This window comes from Agrobacterium sp. SORGH_AS_0745 (genome assembly GCF_030818995.1).
GTDB lineage: Bacteria > Pseudomonadota > Alphaproteobacteria > Rhizobiales > Rhizobiaceae > Agrobacterium > Agrobacterium tumefaciens.
In genome coordinates this window covers 1,926,126-1,952,477 of sequence record NZ_JAUTBI010000003.1, presented here as the reverse complement: position 1 = coordinate 1,952,477, position 26,352 = coordinate 1,926,126, and the positions used below count along the sequence as shown (strand labels likewise).

General features: G+C 59.0%; 19 protein-coding genes. 9 read left to right on the top strand and 10 right to left on the bottom strand.

Annotation, left to right across the window (positions count from 1 at the left end; translation table 11 throughout):
• Positions 1 to 172 precede the first annotated feature (172 nt).
• The 6 genes from topA (at position 173) to rpmG (ending at position 7,825) form a co-directional block, all read left to right on the top strand.
• Positions 173 to 2,857: a type I DNA topoisomerase gene (gene topA / locus QE432_RS19255; protein WP_306625335.1), complete on the top strand. Its 2,685-nt coding sequence runs from the start codon at positions 173 to 175 to the stop codon at positions 2,855 to 2,857.
• Positions 2,854 to 5,208: a ribonuclease R gene (gene rnr / locus QE432_RS19250; protein ID WP_174061446.1), complete on the top strand. Its 2,355-nt coding sequence runs from the start codon at positions 2,854 to 2,856 to the stop codon at positions 5,206 to 5,208. The genes topA and rnr overlap by 4 nt, the downstream gene beginning before the upstream one ends.
• 46 nt (positions 5,209 to 5,254) lie before the next feature.
• Positions 5,255 to 5,698: a DUF983 domain-containing protein gene (locus QE432_RS19245; protein ID WP_003512717.1), complete on the top strand. Its 444-nt coding sequence runs from the start codon at positions 5,255 to 5,257 to the stop codon at positions 5,696 to 5,698.
• 20 nt (positions 5,699 to 5,718) lie between these two features.
• Positions 5,719 to 6,387, top strand: a complete 669-nt coding sequence (locus QE432_RS19240; RefSeq protein ID WP_003512714.1) for an NUDIX domain-containing protein — start codon at positions 5,719 to 5,721, stop codon at positions 6,385 to 6,387.
• Between the two features lie 17 nt (positions 6,388 to 6,404).
• Positions 6,405 to 7,568 (top strand): MFS transporter, encoded by a 1,164-nt coding sequence (locus QE432_RS19235; protein WP_019565488.1) that lies wholly within the window; start codon positions 6,405 to 6,407, stop codon positions 7,566 to 7,568.
• Between the two features lie 89 nt (positions 7,569 to 7,657).
• Positions 7,658 to 7,825: a 50S ribosomal protein L33 gene (gene rpmG / locus QE432_RS19230; protein WP_003496403.1), complete on the top strand. Its 168-nt coding sequence runs from the start codon at positions 7,658 to 7,660 to the stop codon at positions 7,823 to 7,825.
• A gap of 879 nt (positions 7,826 to 8,704) precedes the next feature.
• On the opposite strand, the gene QE432_RS19225 is transcribed toward rpmG, so the two are convergent.
• Positions 8,705 to 10,075: a PleD family two-component system response regulator gene (locus QE432_RS19225; RefSeq protein WP_019565487.1), complete on the bottom strand. Its 1,371-nt coding sequence runs from the start codon at positions 10,073 to 10,075 to the stop codon at positions 8,705 to 8,707.
• A gap of 18 nt (positions 10,076 to 10,093) precedes the next feature.
• Positions 10,094 to 10,465, bottom strand: a complete 372-nt coding sequence (locus QE432_RS19220; RefSeq protein WP_003496409.1) for a response regulator — start codon at positions 10,463 to 10,465, stop codon at positions 10,094 to 10,096.
• Positions 10,466 to 10,596: 131 nt separating this feature from the next.
• On the opposite strand from QE432_RS19220, the gene QE432_RS19215 reads away from it, so the two are divergent.
• The 3 genes from QE432_RS19215 (at position 10,597) to QE432_RS19205 (ending at position 13,662) form a co-directional block, all read left to right on the top strand.
• Positions 10,597 to 10,905: a DUF3572 domain-containing protein gene (locus tag QE432_RS19215; RefSeq protein WP_019565486.1), complete on the top strand. Its 309-nt coding sequence runs from the start codon at positions 10,597 to 10,599 to the stop codon at positions 10,903 to 10,905.
• A 69-nt stretch (positions 10,906 to 10,974) separates the two neighbouring features.
• Positions 10,975 to 12,258, top strand: a complete 1,284-nt coding sequence (locus QE432_RS19210; RefSeq protein ID WP_025593266.1) for a DNA polymerase IV — start codon at positions 10,975 to 10,977, stop codon at positions 12,256 to 12,258.
• A 165-nt stretch (positions 12,259 to 12,423) separates the two neighbouring features.
• A complete protein-coding gene (locus QE432_RS19205) occupies positions 12,424 to 13,662 on the top strand; it encodes a L,D-transpeptidase family protein (protein WP_306625322.1) in 1,239 nt (412 codons plus the stop codon).
• A 12-nt stretch (positions 13,663 to 13,674) separates the two neighbouring features.
• On the opposite strand, the gene dnaE is transcribed toward QE432_RS19205, so the two are convergent.
• The 8 genes from dnaE to nuoN all read right to left on the bottom strand — a co-directional run bounded on the left by dnaE (position 13,675) and on the right by nuoN (position 26,335).
• On the bottom strand, positions 13,675 to 17,175 hold the full coding sequence (dnaE, locus tag QE432_RS19200) for a DNA polymerase III subunit alpha (RefSeq protein WP_111799016.1): 3,501 nt from the start codon (positions 17,173 to 17,175) through the stop codon (positions 13,675 to 13,677).
• A gap of 483 nt (positions 17,176 to 17,658) precedes the next feature.
• Entirely contained in the window at positions 17,659 to 18,342 is a 684-nt protein-coding gene (locus tag QE432_RS19195; RefSeq protein ID WP_013635957.1) for an ABC transporter ATP-binding protein, read from the bottom strand.
• Positions 18,343 to 18,357: 15 nt separating this feature from the next.
• Positions 18,358 to 19,665 (bottom strand): lipoprotein-releasing ABC transporter permease subunit, encoded by a 1,308-nt coding sequence (locus QE432_RS19190; RefSeq protein WP_003512696.1) that lies wholly within the window; start codon positions 19,663 to 19,665, stop codon positions 18,358 to 18,360.
• A 122-nt stretch (positions 19,666 to 19,787) separates the two neighbouring features.
• The gene (proS, locus tag QE432_RS19185) at positions 19,788 to 21,110 is read right to left on the bottom strand and encodes a proline--tRNA ligase (protein ID WP_111783318.1); all 1,323 of its coding nucleotides are present in this window, start codon (positions 21,108 to 21,110) and stop codon (positions 19,788 to 19,790) included.
• Between the two features lie 686 nt (positions 21,111 to 21,796).
• Complete coding sequence (locus QE432_RS19180) at positions 21,797 to 22,102, bottom strand: DUF1467 family protein (RefSeq protein ID WP_162633693.1); 306 nt, start codon at positions 22,100 to 22,102, stop codon at positions 21,797 to 21,799.
• Between the two features lie 148 nt (positions 22,103 to 22,250).
• Positions 22,251 to 23,918 (bottom strand): ribonuclease J, encoded by a 1,668-nt coding sequence (locus tag QE432_RS19175; RefSeq protein WP_003512693.1) that lies wholly within the window; start codon positions 23,916 to 23,918, stop codon positions 22,251 to 22,253.
• A 207-nt stretch (positions 23,919 to 24,125) separates the two neighbouring features.
• Positions 24,126 to 24,866, bottom strand: a complete 741-nt coding sequence (locus QE432_RS19170; protein WP_013635955.1) for a biotin--[acetyl-CoA-carboxylase] ligase — start codon at positions 24,864 to 24,866, stop codon at positions 24,126 to 24,128.
• A 26-nt stretch (positions 24,867 to 24,892) separates the two neighbouring features.
• Positions 24,893 to 26,335 (bottom strand): NADH-quinone oxidoreductase subunit NuoN, encoded by a 1,443-nt coding sequence (gene nuoN, locus QE432_RS19165; RefSeq protein WP_003512691.1) that lies wholly within the window; start codon positions 26,333 to 26,335, stop codon positions 24,893 to 24,895.
• Positions 26,336 to 26,352 lie beyond the last annotated feature (17 nt).

The window sequence follows — 26,352 nt, the reverse complement described above, 5'->3', positions numbered from 1 at the left end:
GCAATACAACGACAGATTATCCATAGGTTGCAATTGCCTTGGAGCGATAAAATCGGGCTTGCCTCTTGACCCGCGCGCATTACCTGTCCATGTCGAATTATAAAGAAGGCGAATTGCGGCATTATGCCGTGATCCGGCTATGTTAACGGACCAGTTCCAGAGAAAAAACAATATGAATGTCGTCGTCGTAGAATCTCCTGCCAAAGCCAAGACGATCAACAAGTATCTTGGTCCGGGCTACAAGGTTCTTGCATCCTTTGGCCACGTCCGGGACCTTCCTGCCAAGGATGGATCTGTGCTGCCCGACCAGGACTTCGAAATGTCCTGGGAGGTCGATAGCGCATCCGCCAAGCGCATGAAGGACATTGCCGACGCGGTGAAATCCTCCGACGGCCTGTTTCTCGCAACCGACCCGGATCGCGAGGGTGAAGCGATTTCCTGGCATGTGCTTGATCTCTTGAAGAAGAAGCGCGTTCTCGGCGACAAGCCGGTGAAGCGCGTGGTCTTCAACGCCATCACCAAAAAGGCGGTACTGGACGCGATGGCGAACCCGCGCGACATCGACGTGCCGCTGGTCGATGCCTATCTTGCCCGCCGTGCGCTGGATTATCTCGTCGGTTTCAACCTGTCGCCGGTTTTGTGGCGCAAGCTGCCGGGCGCCCGTTCCGCCGGCCGCGTGCAGTCCGTTTCGCTGCGTCTCGTCTGCGACCGCGAAGCCGAGATCGAGCGTTTCGTCTCCGAGGAATACTGGAACATCAGCGCGCTGCTGAAGACACCGCGCGGTGACGAGTTCGAGGCGAAGCTGGTTTCCGCCGATGGCAAGAAGCTGCAAGGCCGTTCGATCAAGACAGGAGATGACGCCAACCGCCTGAAGGCGCTCCTGGAAGGCGCGACCTATATTGTCGATACGGTCGAGGCGAAACCCGTCAAGCGCAATCCCGGCCCGCCCTTCACCACCTCGACGCTGCAGCAGGCTGCCTCCTCGCGCATGGGCTTTTCGGCCTCGCGGACCATGCAGGTGGCCCAGAAGCTTTATGAAGGTATCGACATCGGCGGCGAAACCGTTGGTTTGATCACCTATATGCGTACCGACGGCGTGCAGATGGCGCCGGAAGCGATCGATGCCGCACGCCGCGCCATCGGCGAGCAGTTTGGCGACCGCTATGTGCCGGAAAAGGCGCGCTTCTACTCGACCAAGGCAAAGAACGCGCAAGAAGCGCACGAAGCTATCCGTCCGACCGATTTTAACCGCACACCGGATCAGGTGAAGCGTTACCTCGATCCCGACCAATTGCGTCTTTACGACCTCATCTGGAAGCGCGGCATTGCGAGCCAGATGGCATCTGCCGAAATCGAACGTACCACGGTGGAAATCCTTGCCGACAAGGACGGTGAAAAGGCCGGGCTTCGTGCCGTCGGTTCCGTCATCCGCTTCGACGGCTTCATTGCCGCCTATACCGACCAGAAAGAAGATGGCGAGCAGAGCGACGACGGTGACGATGAAGGCCGCCTGCCACAGATCAATGCGCGCGAGAACCTCGCCAAGCAGAAGATCAACGCCAGCCAGCACTTCACCGAGCCGCCACCGCGTTATTCGGAAGCATCGCTCATCAAGAAGATGGAAGAACTCGGCATCGGCCGTCCTTCCACCTATGCGGCGACGCTGAAGACGCTAAGCGACCGCGAATATATCATCATCGACAAGCGCAAGCTCATTCCCCATTCGCGCGGACGGCTGGTGACGGCTTTCCTCGAAAGCTTCTTTGCCAAATATGTCGAATACGACTTCACCGCCGATCTGGAAGAAAAGCTCGACCGCATTTCCGCGGGCGAACTGGACTGGAAGCAGGTGCTGCGCGATTTCTGGAAGGATTTCTTCGCGCAGATCGAAGATACCAAGGAATTGCGCGTTACCAACGTGCTGGATGCGCTCAATGAAGTTCTGGCCCCGCTGGTCTTCCCCAAGCGTGAGGACGGCTCCGATCCGCGCATCTGTCAGGTTTGCGGCACCGGCAACCTTTCGCTGAAGCTCGGCAAATACGGCGCTTTCGTCGGTTGCTCCAATTATCCGGAGTGCAACTTTACCCGCCAGCTCACGTCCGATGGCTCGGAAGCCGAAGCTTCCGTATCCAACGAGCCGAAAGCGTTGGGTGCCGATCCGATGACCGGCGAGGAGTTGACGCTTCGGTCTGGCCGTTTCGGCCCGTACATCCAGCGCGGCGATGGCAAGGAAGCCAAGCGCTCCTCGCTGCCCAAGGGCTGGAAGCCTGAGGACATCGACCACGAAAAGGCGCTGGCGCTCATCAACCTGCCGCGCGATATCGGCAAGCATCCCGAAACCGGCAAGATGATTTCCGCCGGGCTTGGCCGCTACGGACCCTTCCTGTTGCATGATGGTTCCTATGCGAACCTCGAAAGCATCGAAGACGTGTTCTCGATCGGCCTCAACCGTGCCGTTACCGTCATTGCCGAGAAGCAGAGCAAGGGACCGGGGCGCGGCCGCAACGGCACGCCTGCGGCGCTGAAGGAACTGGGTGATCACCCAGATGGCGGCCCGATCACCGTCCGCGACGGGCGTTACGGCGCTTACGTCAACTGGGGCAAAGTTAACGCCACCATTCCAAAGGGGCAGGATCCGACCTCCGTGACGCTGGACGAATCGCTGGTGCTGATTGCCGAGCGTATCGCCAAGACAGGAACCGGCGGCAAGCCCGCCAAGGCCAAGAAACCTGCTGCCAAGAAGGCCGATGGCGACACAGCCGCAAAGCCGAAGGCGACAAAAGCCAAGGCCGCAACGAAAAGCAAGACGGCTGCCAAGCCGAAGGCCGCAGCCAAACCCAAGAAGGCAGAATCGTGAGCAAGGCGCCGCGTCAGAGACAGGGTTCCGCCAGCGACGGCTTCGGACGTACCGGGCGCGGCAAGCGGGCAAATGAAGGTGAAGGCATCATCCATGGCGAGGTGCCTTCCCGCGAAGTGCTGCTGAAATTCATCGCCGAGCATCCGCAGCAGGCCTCCAAGCGCGAAATCGCCAAGGCTTTCGGGCTGAAGGGCGACGACCGCGTTGTGCTCAAGGCACTGCTGAAGGAGCTTGAAAGCGACGGCATGGTGCAGAAGAGCCGCAAGACGCTGACGCGACCGGGTGGCCTGCCGCCGGTGACGGTTCTCGACATCACCACCCGCGACAAGGACGGCGAATTGATCGGCCGGCCTGCCGAATGGCCTGAAGATCAGGGCGCGGCCCCCGCCGTGCTCATCCGCCAGTCCTCGCAGGACCGCAGTAAGAAAGCCCCTGCCGCCGGTCTCGGCGATCGCATTCTGGCAAAAATATTCCCTTCCAAGGACAGCGTCGGCCCGGCCTACACGGCCCGCGTCGTCAAGCTGATCGACCGTCGTCAGAACGCACTGCTTGGCGTGTTCAAGGAAACGGAAGGCGGCGGCGGACGCCTGATGCCGATCGACCGGCGCGGCGAGGAAATGGTCATCGACCCCGAGGGTGTGGGCGATGCCAAGGACGGCGACCTGATCGAGGTGGAAACCTCGCGCAACAGCGGTCGTTACGGCCTGACACGCGCAAAGGTTCTTTCGGTGGTCGGCTCAGTCGCCTCGGAGAAGGCGATCTCGATGATCGCGATCCATGCCCACGGTATTCCGCACATCTTCCCGCCGAATGTTCTGGCCGAGGCGGATGCCGCAAAACCCGCGACCATGTCGCACCGTGAAGACTGGCGCGACCTGCCGCTGATCACGATCGATCCGGCTGACGCCAAGGACCATGACGACGCGGTCTATGCCGAACTAGACCCCTCGCCCGACAATCCTGATGGAGTGATCGTCACCGTCGCTATCGCCGACGTGTCCTGGTATGTGCGATCAGGCGCACCGCTCGACCGCGAGGCGCTGAAGCGCGGTAACTCCGTCTATTTCCCTGATCGTGTCGTGCCGATGCTGCCGGAACGCATCTCCAACGATCTCTGCTCGCTGAAGGAAGGCGTCGACCGCCCTGCCCTTGCTGTGCGGATGACCTTCTCGAAGGAAGGCCGCAAGGCGAGCCACACTTTCCATCGCATCATGATGAAGAGTGCCGCCAAGCTCTCCTACCAGCAGGCGCAGGCCGCAATCGACGGCCGCCCGGACGACAAGACCGGCACGCTGCTGGAGCCAATCCTGAAGCCGCTGTGGCACGCCTATGCCGTGATGAAGCGCGGCCGCGATCGCCGCCAGCCGCTGGAACTCGACATGCCGGAGCGCAAGATCCAGCTCAGGCCCGACGGGACAGTAGACAAGGTCGTCATTCCCGAACGCCTCGATGCGCACAAGCTGATCGAGGAAATGATGATCCAGGCGAACGTCGCCGCCGCAGAGACCCTGGAAAAGAAAAAGCAGCGGCTGGTCTACCGCGTGCATGACGCCCCGACACTTACCAAGCAGGAAGTGCTGCGCGAATTCCTCGGCACCATCGGCATTTCCATGGCCAAGGGTGTCGCGATGCGCGCCAATTCCTTCAACGGCATTCTGGCGCGCGCACTCGACACGCCGCACCAGATCATGGTCAACGAGATGGTGCTGCGCAGCCAGAGCCAGGCGATCTACAGCCCGGAAAATATCGGCCATTTCGGCCTCAACCTGATGAAGTACGCGCATTTCACCTCACCGATCCGCCGTTATGCCGACCTGATCGTGCATCGGGCGCTGGTCGGATCGCTAGGCCTCGGCGAAGGCGGCATCACCCCGCAGGAAGAGGCGACGCTGGACGATATAGCCGCCGAAATCTCGACCTTCGAGCGCCGCGCCATGGCCGCAGAGCGCGACACCATCAACCGGCTGATCGCGCACCATCTTTCCGAGCGCGTCGGTGAGGAGTTCGATGGCCGCGTCGCGGGTGTCACCAAGGCGGGACTATTTGTCGCGCTGCCGCAGTTTGGCGCCGACGGGTTTGTTCCTATATCTACACTTGGAACCGACTATTTCCTCTACGACGAAGCTCATCAGGCTCTGACGGGGGAAAAGACGGGTCTCGGTTATCAACTCGGCGATACGGTTCAGGTGCGGCTTGCAGAAGCGGTACCCTTGGCTGGTGCGCTGCGGTTTGAAATGCTGAGCCCGGGGCGCAAGATGCCGGTCGGCTCGCGGTCGTTCCACAAGGCAGGCCGGCGGACATCACGTCCTTCCGCCAAGCCGGGAACAAGGCCGCCGAGAGGACGTCGGTAACAAGACCGCGTCAAGCGGTTAAGACAAACGGGAGAAGGACTTCAGGATGAGTGCAAATCAGGGCTCGGAAACGGTTACCTTCGGAGATGGAAGCGCGGAGCGTCCGCTTGGCCGCTCGATCATGCGGGGCATGGCCAATCGCTGCCCGGCCTGTGGCAGCGGTCGCCTGTTTCGGGCCTTCCTGAAGCCGGTGGACAATTGCGCGGCCTGCGGCGAGGAAATGCATCATCACCGCTCCGACGACCTGCCGCCCTATATTTCCATCGTCATCATCGGCCATATCGCCGTTGGCGGCTTCATGATGACCGATCTCGTGCTTTCCGTTCCCATGTGGGTACACTTCGCCATCTGGGTGCCTATCACCATTCTGGCCGCGCTTCTGACGCTGCAACCGATCAAGGGTGGCGTCATCGGCCTGCAATGGGCACTTAGAATGCACGGCTTCGACGGAAAACAGCCAAAAGTGCAGATCGACGGCTCCTCCCACTGACGGCGGGCGGGAATTTGCACGTGTCCGAGCTTCCCTCGAACACCCAGGCGGCGAGCGGCCCACTGCGGCCGCGCGATGCCGCCTCAATCATCCTGTTTGATCGTTCCGGCCCTGCTATTCGCGTGCTGATGGGCCGGCGCAGTAATGCGCACATATTCATGCCCGGCGCTTACGTGTTTCCCGGCGGCAAACGCGATCCGCGCGACCACGCACTGCCCTTCTCCGGCGATCTGCACCCCGCCGTGCTGCGCAGCCTCACCACGTCTGCCGCGCGCCGCCTGAGCGCTGCCGGGGCACGGGCGCTGGCGCTTGCCGCCGCGCGCGAGCTCGTGGAGGAAACCGGCGTCGATATGGGCATGGACGCTGATGGTCCGGATCTTTCGCGTTTTCGATATGTGGCGCGCGCAATCACCCCGCCCGGCAATATCAGGCGTTACGACACGCGATTCTTTTGCTGTTACGCTGACGAGTTGCGGCTGGATACCCGGCTAATCAGGGATTCAGATGAGCTGCACAATGTGCAATGGCTTGACATGACAGCGCTTTCCAGTCTGAACATGCCGAAAATCACACGCACGGTTCTCGAAGATGTCACAAAACTCATGATAGGTGATCCGTCACTGCCCTTTGAAAGCCCCGCGCGGCTCTATGTCACGCGCCACGGCCGATTCATTCGAGACTTTGTATAAAGGCCGTCATGTCACAAATGAAATGCGAAGCGGACGCCATTCACTGGCCCTCACTGATCGCCGCCATCTCCGCCATCAGTGCGGTCGGTGTCGCCATCGGCCTGGGCCTGCCGCTCCTGTCGATCATCCTTGAGAAGCGCGGCATCTCCTCCACCATGATCGGGGTAAATTCGGCAATGGCCGGCGTTGCGGCGATGATGGCAGCGCCGGTGACCACCAAGATCGCCCATGATTTCGGCGTGGCGCGAACGATGCTATTTGCCGTTGTCGTGTCGGCCCTGAGTGCGCTCTGTTTCTATTTCGCCGACGCCTTCTGGATGTGGTTTCCGCTGCGAATCGTCTTCCATGGCGCAACCACCACGCTGTTCATCCTCTCCGAATACTGGATCAACATGACCGCGCCGCCAAAAAAACGCGGCATGGTTCTCGGCATCTACGCCACCGGACTTGCGGTTGGCTTTGCGGTTGGCCCGTTATTGTTTTCCGTGGTCGGCAGCGATGGCATCCTGCCGTTTCTGGTCGGGGCAGCAATCATACTGCTTGCCGCGATCCCGATCTTCCTTGCGCGCGGCGAAAGCCCGGAGCTAAGCGAAAGGCCGAACCACCATTTCGCCCGTTATATATGGCTGGTGCCGATGGCTTCTGCGGCGGCCTTCGTGTTCGGCGCCGTGCAAGCGGGCGGTCTGTCGCTCTTTCCCATCTATGCGACCCGCGAAGGCTTCAACGAATCGCAGGCGGCACTTCTGCTGACCGTGATGGGCATCGGCAACATGGTCTTCCAGATACCGATCGGCCTGCTTTCGGACCGAATGAAGGACCGGCGCACAATGTTGGCGCTGATGGCCTTTGCGGGCGTTTGCGGCACGCTGGCGCTGCCCTTGCTGGTGGATAGATGGATTCTCGTCGCGGCCCTGCTGCTGTTCTGGGGCGGCCTCGTATCCGGCATGTATACCGTCGGCCTTACCCATCTGGGATCGCGTCTCAAAGGGGCCGATCTGGTGGCCGCCAACGCCGCCTTCATCTTCTGCTATGCCATGGGCACAATAGCCGGACCACAGGCCGTCGGCATTTCCATGGATGTTGCGGGTACCGATGGTTTCGCCTGGGCGCTTGCCGTGTTTTTCGGGCTTTACGTGGTGCTTTATGCCTTCCGTTTTGTTTTCAGGGCAAAACAGACTTGACTTTTCAGGCGCGATACGTAGTTTCGCGCCAGATTTAGCCGAGGTGAGAAGCGCCTGCGGCTTCTCTTTTGTTTAAAGGCAGGACGACCATGGCGAAAGCTACAACAATCAAGATCAAGCTGCTGTCGACAGCCGACACCGGTACCTTCTACGTCACCACCAAGAACAGCCGTACGTTCACGGACAAGATGACGAAGACGAAGTATGACCCGGTTGTACGCAAGCACGTTGAATTCAAGGAAACCAAGATCAAGTAATTCTTGATCGGGTTCTCCGGCAAAAGCGCGCCCAACGGGCGCGTTTTTTGTTTGTATGGAAAGGATGCCGCCAACGGCATTCTTTGCGCCAGCGCCCTCGCAAGGCCCGCCACGGGCCAACGAATCGTAACCTTCCTAGTTGCGGTTCTTGAGTTTGGAACCCAGTCGGCGCTATCGGCACGCCGGGAAAACTCTTTATCACCGTCTCGCCTAACCAGCGCCTCTCCTAATCAGCGTCTCATCGGCCAAATGCGCCAACCGCTGCGACAGCGCGCTGCCTGCGCGCGCAGCCGGATGTTCTGCGCTATAAGCGGCAGCACAAGCACAGAATATTTTCGGAGATAAGGCGGTCGGCCAACGATGTGATCACGGCACGAGGAACCGATTCGGACATCGTCAGCCGACCGACCCCACGATCCAGGAGATGCGGCGGACCTGAGCATCATGGGGCATTCAAACTACGCAATACCAGCCCCTGACGACCGAAACATCAGCGGTGTAAACCGCCATCGTTTCTTCATCACTAGACGGAAAAACCGCCGGAAGAACTGTTATTCTCGATTGGGAGTGTGCGCAGAAGTAAAATAAAAATCAACAAATTCTTAAGCCAGAGATACATCACCTGGAAAACATGGTTAAATATACAACGCTGGCACACTATAGTTCCGTGAGCGATTGAATTCAACGTATTTTTCAACTTGAACTCTATTAACCCTGTTAGACTTCACCCCCTCATTGTAAGAAGATAAAATACTGGCAAGGTCAGGGACTTCGCGCTTGCCACAGTTTGCCGTCAGGTCTTTGGGCGGCTATCGATAACGGTAAACGTCGAAAGTCTCAAAAGGCGGCACGGATTGTCAGCGTCATGTGTCTGCGCCTTTAGGCGGCGGCCGCCACGACGCGGTTGCGTCCTGTGTGTTTCGCCTCGTAGAGCGCCCTGTCGGCCTGCTTCAGAAGCTCGTCCGGCGCGCCGAATGCTCCGCTGCTGGTGGCGATGCCGAGCGAAGCCGTGATACTCAACTCGCGGTCGATGGAACGAACGTGAAACGGCTTGTCCTCGATGATTGCCCGCAGGCGCTCGGCAACGCTTGTGGCAAGCTCCATCGGCGTGTCGGGCATCACGACCACGAATTCCTCCCCGCCATAACGGCAGGCAAGATCGGCGCCGCGCACCGTGCTGCGGATGCGGGCTGCAAACTCGCGCAGAACCTCATCGCCGACATCGTGGCCATAGGTATCGTTGACCAGCTTGAAGCGGTCGATATCGGTCATGCAAATGGAAATCGGGCGGCCACGCACGGCGGCGCGGTCGAAAAGTATTTTCAGATGATTGTCGAGATAACGGCGATTGTTAAGACCAGTCAGCCCATCGACGATAGCAAGCTCCATCGTGTGCTGGAGATTGAGCCGCAGATGCTCGTTATAGCGCTTGCGCCGGATCTGCGTCAGAGACCGGGCGACAAGTTCGTTGGGATCGATCGGGCGGAGAATATAATCGTTAACGCCAAGATCGAGGGCCCGTGCCACCATGTCGTCCGCCCCCTGTTCCGCTACCAGAAGCAACGGCAGGAACCGGGTACGCTCCAGCGAACGAAGCTGCGAACACAGTCTCAGCGGATCGTAATCCTCAAAATTGGAATTGACGATGACAAGCTCGAAGGGGTTGCTCGCGGCCTTCAACAGGGCCGCCTGAGGCTCCGTGACGGCATCGACCTCGGCAACCGGCTTCAGCGCCCTGACGATGCGTTCCTGCGAGCTGGCGCGGCCATCCGCCACCAGAACGCGGCCAGGCGTCTGCATGAGGCCATCGCTGCGCAGCATCTCCTCGATACCGATCTCGCGCGCGGTCTCGGCCCGCAGCCGCAATTCGTCACTGACGGCCTTGAGGCGCACGAGGCTTTTGACACGGGCGATCAATTGAAGGTCGTTAACGGGCTTGGTAAGAAAATCATCCGCGCCGGCTTTCAGGCCGCGCACGCGGTCTGAGGGCTGATCGAGTGCGGTGACCATGACAACAGGAATATGCGCCGTTTTCGGATTGGCCTTCAGCCGTTCGCAGACCTCGAAACCGTCCATGCCAGGCATCATGATGTCCAGCAGGATGATATCGACCTGTTCCTGGTCGCAGATATCAAGCGCCTTGAAACCATCCTCGGCGGTTACGACGTCGAAATATTCCGCGACAAGCCGGGCTTCGAGAAGCTTCACGTTTGCGGGTATGTCGTCAACAACCAGAACTCTCGCCGTCATAACAGTTCCCCAACCGCCTTACGCATCGCCTAGATAAGTCTTGATGATTTCGATGAATTTCGGAACGGAGATCGGCTTGGACACATAGGCCTCGCATCCGCCCTGACGAATGCGCTCCTCATCCCCCTTCATGGCGAAGGCGGTTACCGCGATGACCGGAATGACGTGCAGCTCATCATCCTCCTTCAGCCATTTCGTCACCTCCAGCCCGGAAACCTCCGGCAGCTGAATATCCATGAGAATGAGGTCGGGGCGGTGCTTGCGGGCAAGATCCAGCGCTTCCATGCCGTTGCGCGTCTGGATCGTCGTATAGCCAGACGCCTCGATCAGGTCACGAAAGAGCTTCATGTTCAGCTCGTTGTCTTCGACTATCATGACCTGCTTGGGCATGGTGGGCAGTCCCCGTTTCGCTTTGAAACCTTCTCCCAGACATATAGGGTGCCAGAGAACCGATTCCATCGTCCATTTGTTGCGCAAGGCTAGAACGATTTGGTTTCAAAATAGGTAACTTCGGTAGAGAAATGCTGAGAGATACAAAAAACAAAGACAATGCCGGAAAAGATCCGCAAGAAACGGCAGCCGCCATACTTGGCTGGCTGGCAAACGAGCCGGAAATGCTCGGGCGTTTTCTGGCGCTGAGCGGATTGCAGGCCAATATGCTGCGCCATGCCGCCCACGATCCCGGCTTTCTGGCGGGGCTCACCGATTTTCTGATGAGCCACGAACCAGACCTCATGGCCTTCTGCGCGGCGACCGACACATCCCCCGAAACGGTTGCCGCCGCCTGGCACCATTTTTCCGGCCCGGGGTTGGATTCGGGTGAGTATTGACAGGCCACCCCTTGAGCCACCGTCACGGCCGGAGTATGGTTAGCGACGTTCTGGTTTTGTTTTCGGCCCATGTCCACGTCGCATCTCTATGATCCCGGTTTTTGCCGCGACTGTCTGGCCGGCCAGCCAGCGGACCTGAGGCGTTGTCGCGCCTGTGGCAGTCCCCGCCTCGTCTACCATGACGAACTCTACGACCTCAGCATCGCCCATATCGATTGCGACGCGTTTTACGCCTCCGTTGAAAAACGGGACAATCCCGAGCTTGCCGACAAGCCGTTGATCATCGGCGGCGGAAAACGCGGCGTGGTTTCCACTGCCTGCTACATTGCCCGCATCCAGGGCGTGCGCTCCGCCATGCCGATGTTCAAGGCGCTGGAAGCCTGTCCGGACGCCGTGGTCATCAAGCCCGACATGGAAAAATACAGCCGCGTCGGCCGTCAGATCCGAACCATGATGCAGGATTTGACGCCGCTCGTGCAGCCGCTTTCCATAGACGAGGCGTTTCTCGATCTTTCCGGAACGGAGAGGCTGCATCACGATCCACCTGCCCGGGTTCTGGCGAAATTTGTGAAACGGGTGGAAAAAGAAGTGGGCGTGACCGTCTCGGCCGGGCTGTCCTACTGCAAATTTCTGGCCAAGGTCGCGTCTGACCTTAAAAAACCGCGCGGCTTTTCGGTGATCGGCGAAGCGGAAGCGCTTTCCTTTCTGGCAGCACGGCCAGTCACGACGATATGGGGCGTTGGAAAGGCGTTTGCGGCGACGTTGGAGGCGGACGGCATCCGCATGATCGCGCAGTTGCAGGAGATGGAGGAAGGCGACCTGATGCGCCGCTATGGCGTGATGGGACAACGGCTGTTCCGGCTTTCGCGCGGCATCGATGAACGGCACGTGCACAATAACGACCCCGTGAAAAGCGTGTCTTCCGAGACCACCTTCTTCAACGATATTTCCCGCCACGAGGACCTCGTACCGATCCTGCGGTCGCTTTCCGAAAAAGTTGCCTGGCGCCTGAAGAAGAGCGGCATTTCCGGTCAGACGGTTGTGCTGAAAATGAAGACGGCCGATTTCAAACTCCGCACCCGCAACCGCAAGCTTGATGACCCTACCCAGCTTGCCGACCGCATATTCCGTACCGGCCTTTCGCTGCTTGCGAAAGAAACCGACGGCACCAAGTTTCGCCTGATCGGCATAGGCGTCAGTGATCTGCGCGATGCGGACCTTGCCGATCCTCCCGATCTCGTCGACAGGCAGGCGGAACGGCGGGCGGCGGCGGAAGCGGCAATGGACAAATTGCGCGACAAGTTCGGCAAGGGCAGCGTCGAGACCGGCTACACTTTCGGCACACGCAAATAGCGGCCATGCCGCGTGCAAACGCCGTGAAACCCTGCGGCCTGCAACACCCTGCCCCTATTTTAGATATTACACAAATTAGTGATGTGGCAGACGCCCTATCCTTAAACTTCATTAAACTTCGCGTGGTTGAGTAAACGAAGTTTTGTGCATGTGGTGTATTGCGTCATGTCCCTTCGCTTCCGTCTTCTGACCGGCATGCTGTCGGCCAGCATTCTTGCCTTTCCGGCGCTTGCCGCCGACAACAAGTCCCTGCAGATCGTCGTTTCGAAAAGCGATCAATCGCTGGCGCTTTACGAGAACGGCGAGATCGTTGCTACATCCAAGGTCTCAACCGGCAAGGCCGGGCATGAGACGCCGAGCGGCATTTTTTCGATTCTGGAAAAACGCAAATACCACGAATCGAACATCTACTCGGCCGCGCCCATGCCTTTCATGCAGCGGCTGACATGGTCGGGCATCGCGTTGCACGAAGGCAAGGTGCCGAATTACCCGGCCTCGCATGGCTGCGTGCGCCTGCCTTCGAAATTCGCGCAGTCGCTGTTCGGCGAGACCCGCTACGGCGTGCATGTCATCATCACCGACCGGCCGGTTTCTCTGCGCTCCGTACAACATTCAGCCCTGTTTGAGCCGCGGGACGATGCCGATGACGGCAAGCTGCTTTTATCCGACGTCGAACTGCGCCCCGCGACCTTCGACGCCGCATTGGGCACCGTTGAGGTGGCCGTGAATGAAAAAACGCAAGCCATCAAACCGATGGCCAAAGGCAAGGAGCCCTCGCCCTTGCGCATCCTCATCACCCGGCGCGGCGAGCGCGAAAAGGTGATGGATATTCAGGCCGTGCTGACGCGCCTTGGCTTCGATGCCGGCGCACCGGACGGCTATACCGGAGAAATGACGATCAGCGCCGTCAACGCGTTCAAGCGCTGGAAGGGGCTGAAAACTACCGGGCCGCTACTGACCGACGATTTCGTCGCTGCGCTTTACGCATCCGCCGGCGAAGATCATCCACCGAATGGCCAGATCATGGTGCGACAGGATTTCAAGCCGCTATTCGAGGCTGCGATCGACATCAAGGATCCCGAGGTGGCACTCGGAACGCATTTCTTCGAAGCCGTTGCCGTCAACCGCGCAGCCGGAACCGCCGAATGGAATGGCGTAACACTGGAAAACCATCTGCCGGCCGCAGCCCGCAAGCGGCTCGGCATCACCGTTACCGAAGCGCCCGGTGGCTTTGACCAGCTAAGCGCCGTACTCGGCCGCCTTGAAATACCGGCTGAAATTCGCTCCCGAATCGAGAAAGAGCTTTCAACCGGCAGTTCGATTACCGTTTCCGACCTCAGTCACCAGATGGAGACAGGGATGGGGACGGACTTCATTACCGTGACAAAAGAAGGGCCGGTTTGAGGGCTTGAGGCCTCACACCAGCTCCACATCAACAACGCCGGGGGCAGAGCGAAGTGCGGCGGCGATCTCAGGGGAAATACGATATTTCTCCGTCAGCTCCACCTCAATCTCACGGCTCCCCTCGTCCTTGATGACGATGAAATAAACCGATCCGTCACCTTTGGTATTGAGGTGGCGGGCAACGGTTTTCAGCGGGCCTGAATCGCGCACATAAACCCGCAACGCCTTCTGCATTTGGACGGATTTTTCCTCGAGCGATTGCGCCGTCTGGATGCGCAGACCGATGCCTTCCGGGCGCTCTTCCGCCTGTACGGTGATAACAAGCGATTTGCCCACCTCGAGCAGATCGCGAAACTGGGCAAGCCCTTCGGAAAACAAAACCGCCTCATATTGGCCGGAGGCATCGGAGAAGGTGACGATACCCATCTTGTTGCCGGTCCGGGTCTTGCGCTCCTGCTTGCCGGTGACGGTGCCGGCCAGACGCCCGGCGGTCGCACCCTGTTTCACTGCGGCGGAAAAATCGGCGAAATTCTGCACCCGCAACTTTTCCAATACAGGGCGGTAGGTATCGAGCGGATGTGCGGTCAGGTAAAAACCGAGCACCTGATATTCGCGCAGCAGTTTTTCCGAGGCGAGCCACGGCTGGAAGGCAGGCAGGATGAGCTTTTCCGGACCGCTTGCGCCGCCGGAGCCGAACATGTCCGACTGGCCGGTAACGCGGCTTTCCTGCGCGCGTTGCGAATAACCGATAATGCGGTCCAGCCCGCCGATCATCTCGGCGCGGTCGCGGCCAAAACAATCGAAACCGCCAGCGTTGATGAGGCTTTCGAGCACACGCCGGTTGATCTGCTTCGGATCGATGCGCAGGCAGAAATCCTCCAGGCTCGCAAATGGCTTGCCGTCGCGCACGGTAACGATGTGTTCCACCGCGCCCTCGCCCACGCCCTTGATGGCGGCCAGCGAATAATAGATGCGGTTCTCACCCGTCTCGAACTGCCGGAAGGACGTCTGCACCGAAGGTGCCACGACCTCTATACCGAGACGGCTGGCATCCTGGCGGAAATCATTGAGTTTTTCCGTGTTGGCCATATCCAGCGTCATGGAGGCCGCAAGGAACTCCACCGGATAATGCGCCTTCATATAGGCGGTCTGATAGGACACGATGGCGTAAGCGGCGGCGTGGCTCTTGTTGAAGCCGTAATTGGCGAATTTCGCCAGAAGGTCGAAGATGGTGTTGGCCTGCGGCTTCGACACGCTGTTTCTGATCGCGCCGTCCACGAAGCGCTCGCGCTGCTGGTCCATCTCCTCCTTGATCTTCTTGCCCATGGCGCGGCGCAGAAGATCGGCTTCGCCGAGCGAATAACCTGACAGAACCTGGGCGATCTGCATCACCTGTTCCTGATAGACGATAACGCCCTGCGTTTCCTTCAGGAGGTGGTCGATGGTGGGGTGGATCGACTCCAGCTCCTCCTCGCCATGCTTGCGGGCATTGTAGACCGGAATGTTTTCCATCGGACCCGGACGATAAAGCGCCACCAGCGCAATGATGTCCTCGATGCAGTCCGGGCGCATGCCGATAAGCGCCTTGCGCATGCCGGCACTTTCCACCTGGAACACGCCGATGGTTTCGCCGCGTGACAACATCTCGTAGGTTTTGGCGTCGTCCAGCGGAATTGCGGCGAGATCCACCTTGATGCCGCGTTTGGCAACGAAATCGACGGCAACCTTCAGCACCGTCAGCGTCTTCAGACCGAGAAAGTCGAATTTGACGAGGCCGGCGCTTTCCACCCACTTCATATTGAACTGGGTAACCGGCATGTCGGAGCGCGGATCGCGATACATCGGCACCAGCTTCGACAGCGGCCGGTCACCGATGACGATGCCGGCAGCATGGGTGGAGGCGTGACGGTAAAGCCCCTCGATCTTCTGGGCGATATCCAGAAGTCGGGCAACGACGGGTTCCTTGTCCGCCTCTTCCTGCAGACGCGGCTCTTCCTCGATCGCTTTTGACAGCGGCGTCGGATTGGCGGGGTTGTTGGGGACCAGCTTGCAGATCTTGTCCACCTGCCCATAGGGCATTTCCAGCACGCGGCCGACGTCGCGCAATGCCGCGCGAGCCTGCAACGAACCGAAGGTAATGATCTGCGCCACCTGCTCGCGGCCATATTTGCGCTGCACGTAGCGGATCACCTCTTCGCGGCGGTCCTGGCAGAAGTCGATATCGAAGTCGGGCATCGACACGCGTTCGGGATTGAGGAAGCGTTCGAACAGCAGCGAGAAGCGCAGAGGATCGACATCGGTGATGGTCAGCGCATAGGCCACGAGCGAGCCTGCACCCGAACCGCGGCCGGGGCCGACCGGAATATCCTGCTGCTTGGCCCATTTGATGAAGTCCGCAACGATCAGGAAGTAACCGGGAAAACCCATGCGTTCGATGACGCCAAGCTCGAAATCCAGCCTGTCGCGATATTCCTGCTCTGTGTAGCCAGGTGCCATGCCGAGGGCCGCAAGGCGAAGATCAAGACCTTCGACGGCCTGACGGCGAAGCTCTTCGGCCTCTGCCCGTTGCGCCGCTTCGGGATCGTCGCTGGCACCGGTGAAGCGCGGCAGGATCGGCCCACGCTTCTTCAGCACATACGAGCAACGCATTGCGATTTCGACGGTGTTTTCCAGTGCCTCCGGAAGGTCGGCAAACAGCTCCGCCATCTCCTCACGGCTTTTCATATAATGGTCGGGCGTCAGGCGGAACCGGCTGTCATCCGAAACGATGGCGTTATGCGCCACCGCCATCAATGCGTCATGCGCCTCATAATCGGCCCTCGAAGGGAAGAACGCCTCGTTGGTGGCGACCAGCGGAATATCATGTTCATAAGCAAGTCCAATCATACGCCGCTCATGGACGCGGTCGAAACCGGACTGACGCTGCAATTCGATATAAAGCTTGTCACCGAAGAGTGATTTCAGCGCCAGCAGGCGTTCTCTCGCCTGCGCCGTATGCCCTTCCTTCAGAGCCATATCCACCGGACCACCGGAGGCACCCGTCAGCACGATCAGCCCGGCATTGGAGGCTTCCTCCAGCCATGCACGGGTAATATGCACGGACTGGCCACCGCTTTCGCCCTCCAGATAGGCGCGGCTGATGAGGTCCACTAGCCGCTCGTACCCTCCGGCATCAGCCGCGAGCAGCACGATGGCTGGAAGCTTGGCAAGGTGGCTGTTGTGATTGCGGCGATCATCCACCGCATCCTGCATGTCGATCGACACCTGACAGCCGATAATCGGCTGCAAGCCCTCATCACGCGCCTTTTCGGAAAACTCCAGCGCGACGAAAAGATTGTTGGTGTCGGTAATGGCTATGGCCGGCTGGCCGTCTGCAACGGCCTTGGACATGATTTTCTTGAGGGGTAAAGCCCCCTCAAGCAGGGAGTAAGCGGAGTGAACCCGCAGATGGACGAAACCGGGTGTTTTCAGCGTTTCGCCAGAGGTCTCTCCACGCGTAACCGTCTCGCCCATATCGTCATCCTGTCATTCTGAATCGAGGGGGCGATTTTCCGATTTTCGGCCTTCAAAGTCCACCGCCTTTCGGCGTCTATACAGGCTTCTGCGCCGGTGTGCCCTTCACAGGGCAGTGAGGATCACCGAAAAGCTGGCGACAAACACAGCGATGGAGGCGAAAGCGGCAACGTCACGGATGAAATCAGTCATTGGTCTCTCCTTACTCGTTATGTTCTAACTTTGTTCTCATTTTGTTCGATTGTCAACAGGCTTTTATTGATAGTCTCCTTGCTAACGCGGCAGAATCGGCTGCGGTTCCACCTTCGTGAATGGCAAGCCACTGACTCCAAAGCAAAAAAACCCGGAGGCAAAAACACCTCCGGGTTCGTGAAAATTCAATTGTGGAAGGACGAGTGGCTTCGCGGGAAACCTGAACGTAGACAGACTCAGCCGCAGAAAAGATCGCAAAGGCGGCGCTATGGTCGCCTTACTGCATCACGATCAGAAGTCTACGATCTTGCCGTCTGCAAGCGTCACGCGGCGGTCCATGCGGTTGGCAAGCTCGTGATTATGGGTGGCGATCAGTGCGGCAAGGCCGGACTGGCGCACCAGCGCTTCCAGCGCATCGAACACGTAATGCGCGGTCTCGGGATCGAGATTGCCGGTCGGCTCGTCGGCGAGAAGCAGGAGCGGTGCGTTGGCAACGGCACGCGCGATCGCCACACGTTGCTGTTCACCGCCGGAAAGCTCAGCAGGGCGATGTTCGCCGCGATGGCCGACCCGCATGTAATCGAGCAGCGCGCTCGCACGCTTGCGGGCCTCGCCCTGCGTCAAACCGGCGATGAGCTGCGGCATCATCACATTCTCCACCGCCGTGAACTCCGGCAGCAGATGATGGAACTGGTAGACAAAACCGATGTCGCTGCGGCGGATCGCCGTGCGCTTTTCATCCGGCAGACCATTGCAGGGCGCGTCATTGATGAAGACCTCGCCAGCATCCGGATGCTCGAGAAGCCCGGCGAGATGCAGCAGCGTGGATTTTCCGGTGCCCGAGGGGGCAACAAGCGCCACCATCTCACCACTCTTCAACTCGAAATCGGCCTTGCGCAGAATGGAGAGCGACGTCTCGCCCTGACCATAGGTCCTCTCGACGCCGGTAAGCCGCAGCACTGATTTTTTTGCCATATTGTGAAGCGGTCCTTATTCGTAACGCAGGGCCTGCACCGGATCGAGCTTGGAAGCCCGCCATGCCGGAAAGATGGTTGCCAGGAAAGAAAGCGTCAGCGCCATGATGACGACGGTAATGGTCTCGCTGATATCCATTTCGGCCGGAAGCTGGCTGAGGAAATAGAGCTGCGGATCAAACAGCACCGTGCCCGATACCCAGGAGAAGAACTGCCGGATGGATTCCACATTGAGGCAGACGATGACGCCAAGTGCCACACCGGCGAATGTGCCGACGGTACCGATGGCAGCTCCCGTCATGAAGAAGATACGCATGACGGCGCCGGAACTGGCGCCCATGGTGCGCAGAATGGCGATATCGCTGCCCTTGTCCTTCACTAGCATGATGAGGCCGGAAATGATGTTGAGCGCCGCTACCAGAACGATGAGCGTCAGTATCATGAACATCACGTTTCTTTCCACCTGCAGGGCGGAAAAGAAGGTCTGGTTGCGCTGTCTCCAGTCGGTGATATAGATCTGCCGCTCAGCTGCCTGCTCCACCAGCGGGCGGATGCCGTCTACATTGTCGGGGCGACTGACGTAAAGCTCGATGGATTGCACCAGGCCTTCGGCATTGAAATAAAGCTGGGCTTCGGACAGCGGCATATAGATCATCGACGCATCATATTCCGACATGCCGATCTCGAAGACGCCCGAAATCTTGTAGGATTTGACGCGCGGGTTGACACCCATCGGCGTCACATCGCCTTCAGGCGAAATGAGGGTGATATCGTCGCCCGCCGTCACGCCAAGCTGTGCGGCAAGCCTTGAGCCAACCAGAACCCCGTCGCCCGCCATGAAGCCGACGAGATCGCCGGTTTTGACGTTGGTGGCGACTTCCTTGATCTTGTCGATATCGTCCTGGCGAACGCCGCGCACGAGCGCACCGGAGCCGGCGCCACCGCGACCGGAGGCCAATGTCTGCCCCTCTACCAGCGGCAGGGCCATCGTCACGCCCGGAATGGCGGAGAACTTCTTCGCCAGCTCATCGTAATTGTTGAAGGGCTGATCGATCGGCTGGACGATCATATGGCCGTTGATGCCGAGAATGCGCGAAATCAGCTCCGTTCGAAAACCGTTCATGACAGCCATGACGATGATAAGCGTCGCGACGCCCAGCATGATGCCGACGAAGGAAAAGCCGGCGATGACGGAAATGAACGCTTCCTTGCGCCGCGACCGCAGATAGCGCCAGGCCACCATGCGCTCGAAAGCAGAAAACGGCCGGGCGGTCCTTTCCCGGGCGGAAGGAGCCGCACCCTTGTCAGCCTCGGCTTTTGCCATGTCGTCTCCCTGATCTGAACTTGAAAGGCCGGTTTTCACAAAAAACCGACCCCTGATCTTGATCTCATAAAGCTGGAGCGGATTTCAGGCGAAAACCGCTCGTCACTTTCACCATTTCGCGCTTAGCCAAGCACCCTGTTCATTGCCGCTTCGATTGTGACGGTTTCACGGTCGCCGGTCTTGCGATCCTTCACCTCGACTTCACCGTTCGCTGCCGAACGTGGGCCGACGATGATCTGCATCGGCACGCCGATCAGGTCAGCAGTCGCGAACTTCTGGCCCGCGCGGTCGTCCGTATCGTCATAAAGAACATCCTTGCCGGCATTGGAGAGCGAGTAATACAGCTTTTCGCACGCCGCATCACAGGCTGCGTCACCTGCCTTCATGTTGATAATCACGACATCGAAAGGAGCGACCGAAGCCGGCCAGATGATTCCGTTTTCGTCATGCGATGCTTCAATGATGGCGGGAACAAGGCGTGTCGGGCCAATGCCGTAGGACCCCATGTGAACGGGGTGTTCCTTGCCATCAGCACCCTGCACCTTGGCGCCCATCGGCTCAGAATATTTGGTGCCGAAATAGAAGATGTGGCCGACTTCGATGCCGCGCGCCGAAAGGCGCTCGCCATCGGGAATGGCCTCATAAGCAGATTCGTCGTGCATTTCCGAGGTGGCAGCATAGTCGGCCGTCCATTCGTCGAAAACGCCTTGAAGGGCTGCGACGTCGTCGAAGTTGGTATCGTCGGCGGGGATGGCGCGGTCGAGGAAGCTCTTGTGGCAGAAGACTTCGGATTCGCCGGTATCGGCCAGAATGATGAATTCGTGGCTGTGATTGCCGCCGATAGGGCCGGTATCGGCACGCATGGGAATGGCGCGCAGGCCAAGGCGCTCAAAGGTGCGCAGGTAAGCCACGAACATCTTGTTATAGGAGTGGATCGCGTCTTCCTTGGTCAGATCGAAGGAATAGGCATCCTTCATCAAAAACTCGCGCGAGCGCATGGTGCCGAAACGGGGGCGCACCTCGTCGCGGAACTTCAGCTGAATATGATAGAGGTTCAGCGGCAGGTTCTTGTAGGATTTCACATAGGACCGGAAGATGTCAGTGATCATCTCCTCGTTAGTGGGGCCATACAGCATCTGGCGGTCCTGACGGTCCTTGATGCGCAGCATTTCCTTGCCGTAATCGTCATAACGGCCGCTCTCCTGCCACAGCTCAGCCGTCTGCAGCGTCGGCATCAGAAGCTCGATCGCGCCCGAGCGATCCTGCTCCTCGCGGATGATCCTGTTGACCTTGTCCAGAACGCGCTTGCCGAGCGGTAGCCAGGAATAGATGCCAGCCGATTGCTGCCGGATCATGCCCGCACGCAGCATAAGGCGATGGGAGACAATCTCCGCTTCCTTGGGGTTTTCCTTCAGGATGGGCATGAAATAACGGCTGAGACGCATGACGACTTCCATTGGTATGGGCAACAACACGCAAAGGCGCGGGAATCGCCCCGAATAGAGGGATATTGGCGCCGTACATAGCTGTTTCTGACCAAGAAGAAAACCCGCCATGCAAAGACCTGCCTAGGCGATTTCGTGGCATTTTCGCGATAGCTAATTCGCGTCAAAACGCTTTGGCCGGAATATTATTCTTGATCCGGTGCGACAAATTGCACCACAGGGAATTTTTTGCCGACTGTAACAAATATGCAAAAAATGAGATGACAAGCATGGGTGATTGGGCTAACTTTAGCTCACAAAAGAGGCAGGAAGTCTAAATTCTTGCCGTTTTCGCGGTCAGTCTTGGGAGGATTCGATCTTAGGCGCGCTTGTCGCTGCCCCGGTAACGGTTACAGATCACGCGAAACCTGAAAAACAAGGCTGAAATGCCTTGTTTTTTTTTGATTCCGGCGAAGTTCACAACCCCGAATGCTTATTCCGGTAAAATTGTGACAGCGAATTGCCCGCCAGACACGCTCATGGTGTGTGCACGACTGATATGACATCCATGTGACAGCACTGGCGCATCTTGTGGCGACCATTCATAAAACGGCAGCACAGCTTATGTTGCCTTAAATCGCATCACGAAGCCCGCCACGCTGCAAAATTCTGCGGCGCGCTTAATCCTAGGGCGTGGGTGAGGTGCTTCAGTCGAAAACCGGGATAATTCTCGGAAGGTCGTCCATGCTGACACCGAACCACCAGGTTCCGCCGTACCAGAGCCCGCAGATCAAAGCCGATATCAGCGTTGTCCACAACACGATGCGCCCGCCCCTGAACCTTGACGGGGCGCTTGCAACCGTGCCGATCGCCACATCGCCGTCTTCCTCCTGAGTGCGAAGGCCAATCGGCAGCACAACGAAAAGCACCGTCCACCAGACGATGAAATAAATGGCGAAGACCGAAAGAAGCGGCATGACGTCCTCCTGCGTGATGCGCCCCTTGTAACGCATTCATCCGCGAACCGGAATCACTTCCCTGCAAGATGTGTAAAAAGCTGCAAGAGAGGAGAAGGAACGATCGCGGACAGCGATTGCGTCATGTCCGAGATGGTCCGGACATGACGGGGCGTGACGGTTTGAAAACCCGGGATTTTCCGGTTCAGACCTTGGTGACGAAAACCGTCACGATCGGCTTCTTGCCCCATGCCTGATTGGCAGCGGCGCGTACGGCGCGGCGCACTGACTCGCGCAGCAGCGCAAGATCCTTGCGGCGGGCACGGGGGATGCTTTCCACGGCACCGAGTACGGCGTCATAGAGCGTATCTTCCATGTCCTCGCCCTCATCATCGAATTCCGGCAGGCCGAAAGGTACGACATCGGGATCTCCGAGGAAGTCGTAGCGGCTGTCCAGCAGCACATTGACGGAGACATGGCCGGCGAAGGAAAGCTTGCGGCGGTTGCTGATCCCCATCTCGTCGAGGTCACCGATGAGGTTGCCGTCCTTGAAGACGCGGCCGTGCGGTGCGTCGTTGATAACTTCCGCAGGACCTGGCGCCAGACGCAGAATGTTGCCGTTACGAACCTTCGGCACCTGAGAAATGCCGGCCTGTTCAGCCAGTTCCTTCTGCGCGACCAGATGCGCCGCCTCGCCATGCACCGGCACCAGGATTTGCGGCTTGGTCCATTCGTACATCCTCAGAAGTTCGTTACGGCGGGGATGGCCGGAGACATGCACCAAAGCCTCATTGTCGGTAACGATATGGATGCCCTGCTCTATCAGGCCGTTCTTGATCTCGATGATCGCCTTTTCGTTACCCGGAATGGCGCGCGAGGAAAATACTACCGTATCACCGGCAGCCAGCGCTACATTACGCATCTCATCGCGCGAAAGCTTGGCAAGGGCTGCCCGCGGCTCGCCCTGCGAACCGGTGAGAATGACGACCACCTTGTTGCGCGGAATATAGCCGTATTCGTCTTCAGCCAGGAACGGCTTGATACCTTCCATGATGCCGAGATCCTGCGAAACGTTGACGACGCGCTTCAGCGACGAGCCGAGCAGCAGCACTTCGCGTCCGGCAGCTTCCGCAGCCTGCGCGATGGAGCGGATACGGCCGACATTGGAGGAGAAGGTGGTGATGGCCACGCGACCCTCGGCATTTTCAATGATCTGGCGCAGCCCCTCAGACACTTCGTGCTCCGAAGGCGATACGCCGTCACGCAGCGAGTTGGTGCTGTCGCACATCAACGCCAGCACGCCCTCCTCGCCGATGGCGCGGAAACGCGCCTCATCCGTCAACGGACCGAGAGACGGCGCCTCGTCAATCTTCCAGTCGCCCGTGTGGATGACATTGCCAAGCGGCGTGCGGATGACCAGCGACATCGGCTCGGGGATCGAATGGTTGACGCCGACGGCCTCGATTTCGAACGGGCCGACATTGATGCGATCACCCGCCTTGAACGGGGTGATTGGAATTTCGGCACGGCTGCCCTCGTAGGCGCGCTTTGCCTCCAGCATGCCGGCGGTGAAACCCGAGGCATAGACGGGCACGTTGAGGCCCGGCCACAGATCGTTCAGCGCGCCGTAGTGATCCTCATGGGCGTGGGTGATGATGATGCCTTTGAGGTTCTTCTTCTGCTCGGCGATATAGCTGATATCGGGCAGAACCAGATCGACACCAGGCAGATCGAGACCGGCAAAGGTAACGCCGCAATCCACCATGATCCATTGGCGCTTGCTTTCCGGACCGTAGCCGTACAGCGCGAGATTCATGCCGATTTCACCGACGCCGCCAAGCGGCAGAAATACCAGTTCGTCCTGTTTAGTCATTGTTCTTCTTATCCATTCACGAGAGCGCGCTGGCGACGGCAATATGCCGCGCCCAGCCGCCCGTTTAACAGCATCGGACCTGAAACATCATCTGATCGACCGGGCCGATGCGGAGCCGGTCTGTCACCCTGCTTTTCATGAGCAGCAGGAAAGCTCCAACCTGTGGGAAGAGGTTCGGCGCGGGTCTTTGAAGACACGCCGTCCACCTCATCCAAAAAACACGTCGCCGGCGGCGATGGAGCGCCTTGTGCCCTCATCCTCATCCAGCAGCAGATAACCATTATCATCAATTCCAACGAAACGCCCGCCGATCGAGCGATCCGGAAAATTGACGGTGATATGTTCGCCGATACCGCAGGCAGCCGCCCGCCATCCGGCCATGACACCGGAAACGCCCCTGCCCTCATCCCAGCTTTGCAGCACATCCGCTGTCTCGCGGAAGAGATGCGCGAACAGCTCGTCGGGGGAGCACGACGCCCCGTGTTCGGAAAGCATGGTGACGGGATAAAGCGGATTTTCAGGCTTGTGGGCGATATTGATGCCGATGCCGATGACGATGGCGCGGCGTCCATCCGGCAGAAGTTCGGCTTCCATCAGAATGCCGCAGGTCTTCCGGCGCCCGATCAGCACGTCATTCGGCCATTTTATCTCTAGCGGATCGCCACCCGTCGGCAGCACAGCGCGAATGGCGCGGTAGACGGCGAGCGCAAAGGCAAGCGGCAATGAACCGATGCGGTCCATTGGCGCGGGATCGATGAGAAGAAGCGAAGCGTAGAGATTGCCTGGTTCAGACACCCAAGGCCGGCCGCGGCGACCGCGTCCGCCAGTCTGGCGGATGGCGGTGATCCACAGATTGCCGCCATCGCCTGCCCTTGCCCGGGCGAAACATTCTATGTTGGTCGATGGCGTTTCCGCCATCGCCTCGTGCCGGAAGTCATCGATGGACATCCGGCCCGTATGCTTGTGCGTATTGCTCAAAAGAACGTCTTTGCCGCAACCGTGACTGCATTGCCGAGCGCACCACCGAAGACGATGAAGGCGACGACGAACAGTCCAGAGAGCGCATAAACGATTTTCAGTTCGCCAGCCGGACGCTCGAAGCTGCCCTTGGCTTCATCGAACCACATGACCTTGACGACGCGGATATAATAATACGCACCGACAACCGAGCCGATCACACCGATGACGGCAAGCGGATAGAGTTTGGCTTCAATGGCAGCAAGGAAGACGTAGTACTTGCCGAAGAAGCCGGCGAGCGGCGGAATGCCGGCAAGCGAGAACATCAGGATCGTAAGAACAACTGCCATGAAGGGGTTGGTGGACGAAAGCCCGGCCAGATCCTCGACATTTTCGACATTGCCGATTTCCTTGCGACGCATGGAGAGAATGCAGGCGAAGGTGCCGAGCGTCATGACCATGTAGATGGTCATGTAGAGAATGACGCCCGAGATACCCGCCTCGGTGCCCGCCGCAAGACCAACCAGCGCGTAACCCATGTGACCGATGGAAGAATAGGCCATCAGGCGCTTGATGTTCTTCTGGCCGATTGCCGCGAACGAGCCGAGCAGCATGGAGGCGATGGAGATGAAGACGACGATCTGCTGCCAGTCGGCAAAGACCGGCTGGAAAGCGTCAACAACGATGCGAACGAAGATCGCCATGGCGCCGATCTTGGGAGCGGCAGACAGGAAGGCCGTGACCGGTGTCGGCGCACCCTCATAAACATCCGGCGTCCACATGTGGAACGGCACGGCGGAAATCTTGAATGCCAGACCGGCAAGAACAAAAACCAGACCGAAGACGAGGCCGAGCGAACGGGTCTCCGCCGTCAGAACCTGGGCGATTTCGGTAAAGCCGGTATTGCCGGTAAAGCCGTAAACCAGCGACATGCCGTAAAGCAGCATGCCCGAGGAGAGCGCACCGAGAACGAAGTATTTCAGGCCCGCTTCGGTGGAGCGAAGGCTTTCCCGGTTGATGGCGCAGACGACGTAGAGCGCAAGCGACTGCAGCTCCAGCGCCATATAGAGCGAGATCAGGTTGTTGGCCGAAATCATCAGCAGGATGCCGAGCGTCGCCAGAACCAGAAGCACCGGATATTCGAACCGGCCGACCGGCTCAAAACGGCTCTGGCCGACAGAAAGGATCATGGCGGTGATCGAGCCGATCAGCGCCAGCACCTTCATGAAGTTGCCGAAGGCATCGGCGACGTAAACGCCGCCGAAAGCCACACCCGAAGCGGGCGCAAAGACGATCCAGAGACCGACGACGAGCAGCAAGGCCACGGAGAGGCCCGTGACCGTCGTTGTCGACTTGTCGCCCGAGAAGACGCCAATCATGAGCAGCGCCAGCGCGCCGACCGCAAGGATCAGCTCGGGCGTCGCGATGTGCAGACTGGCAAAAAGAATTTCAGCGGTCATGTCCAACGGGTCCTGTC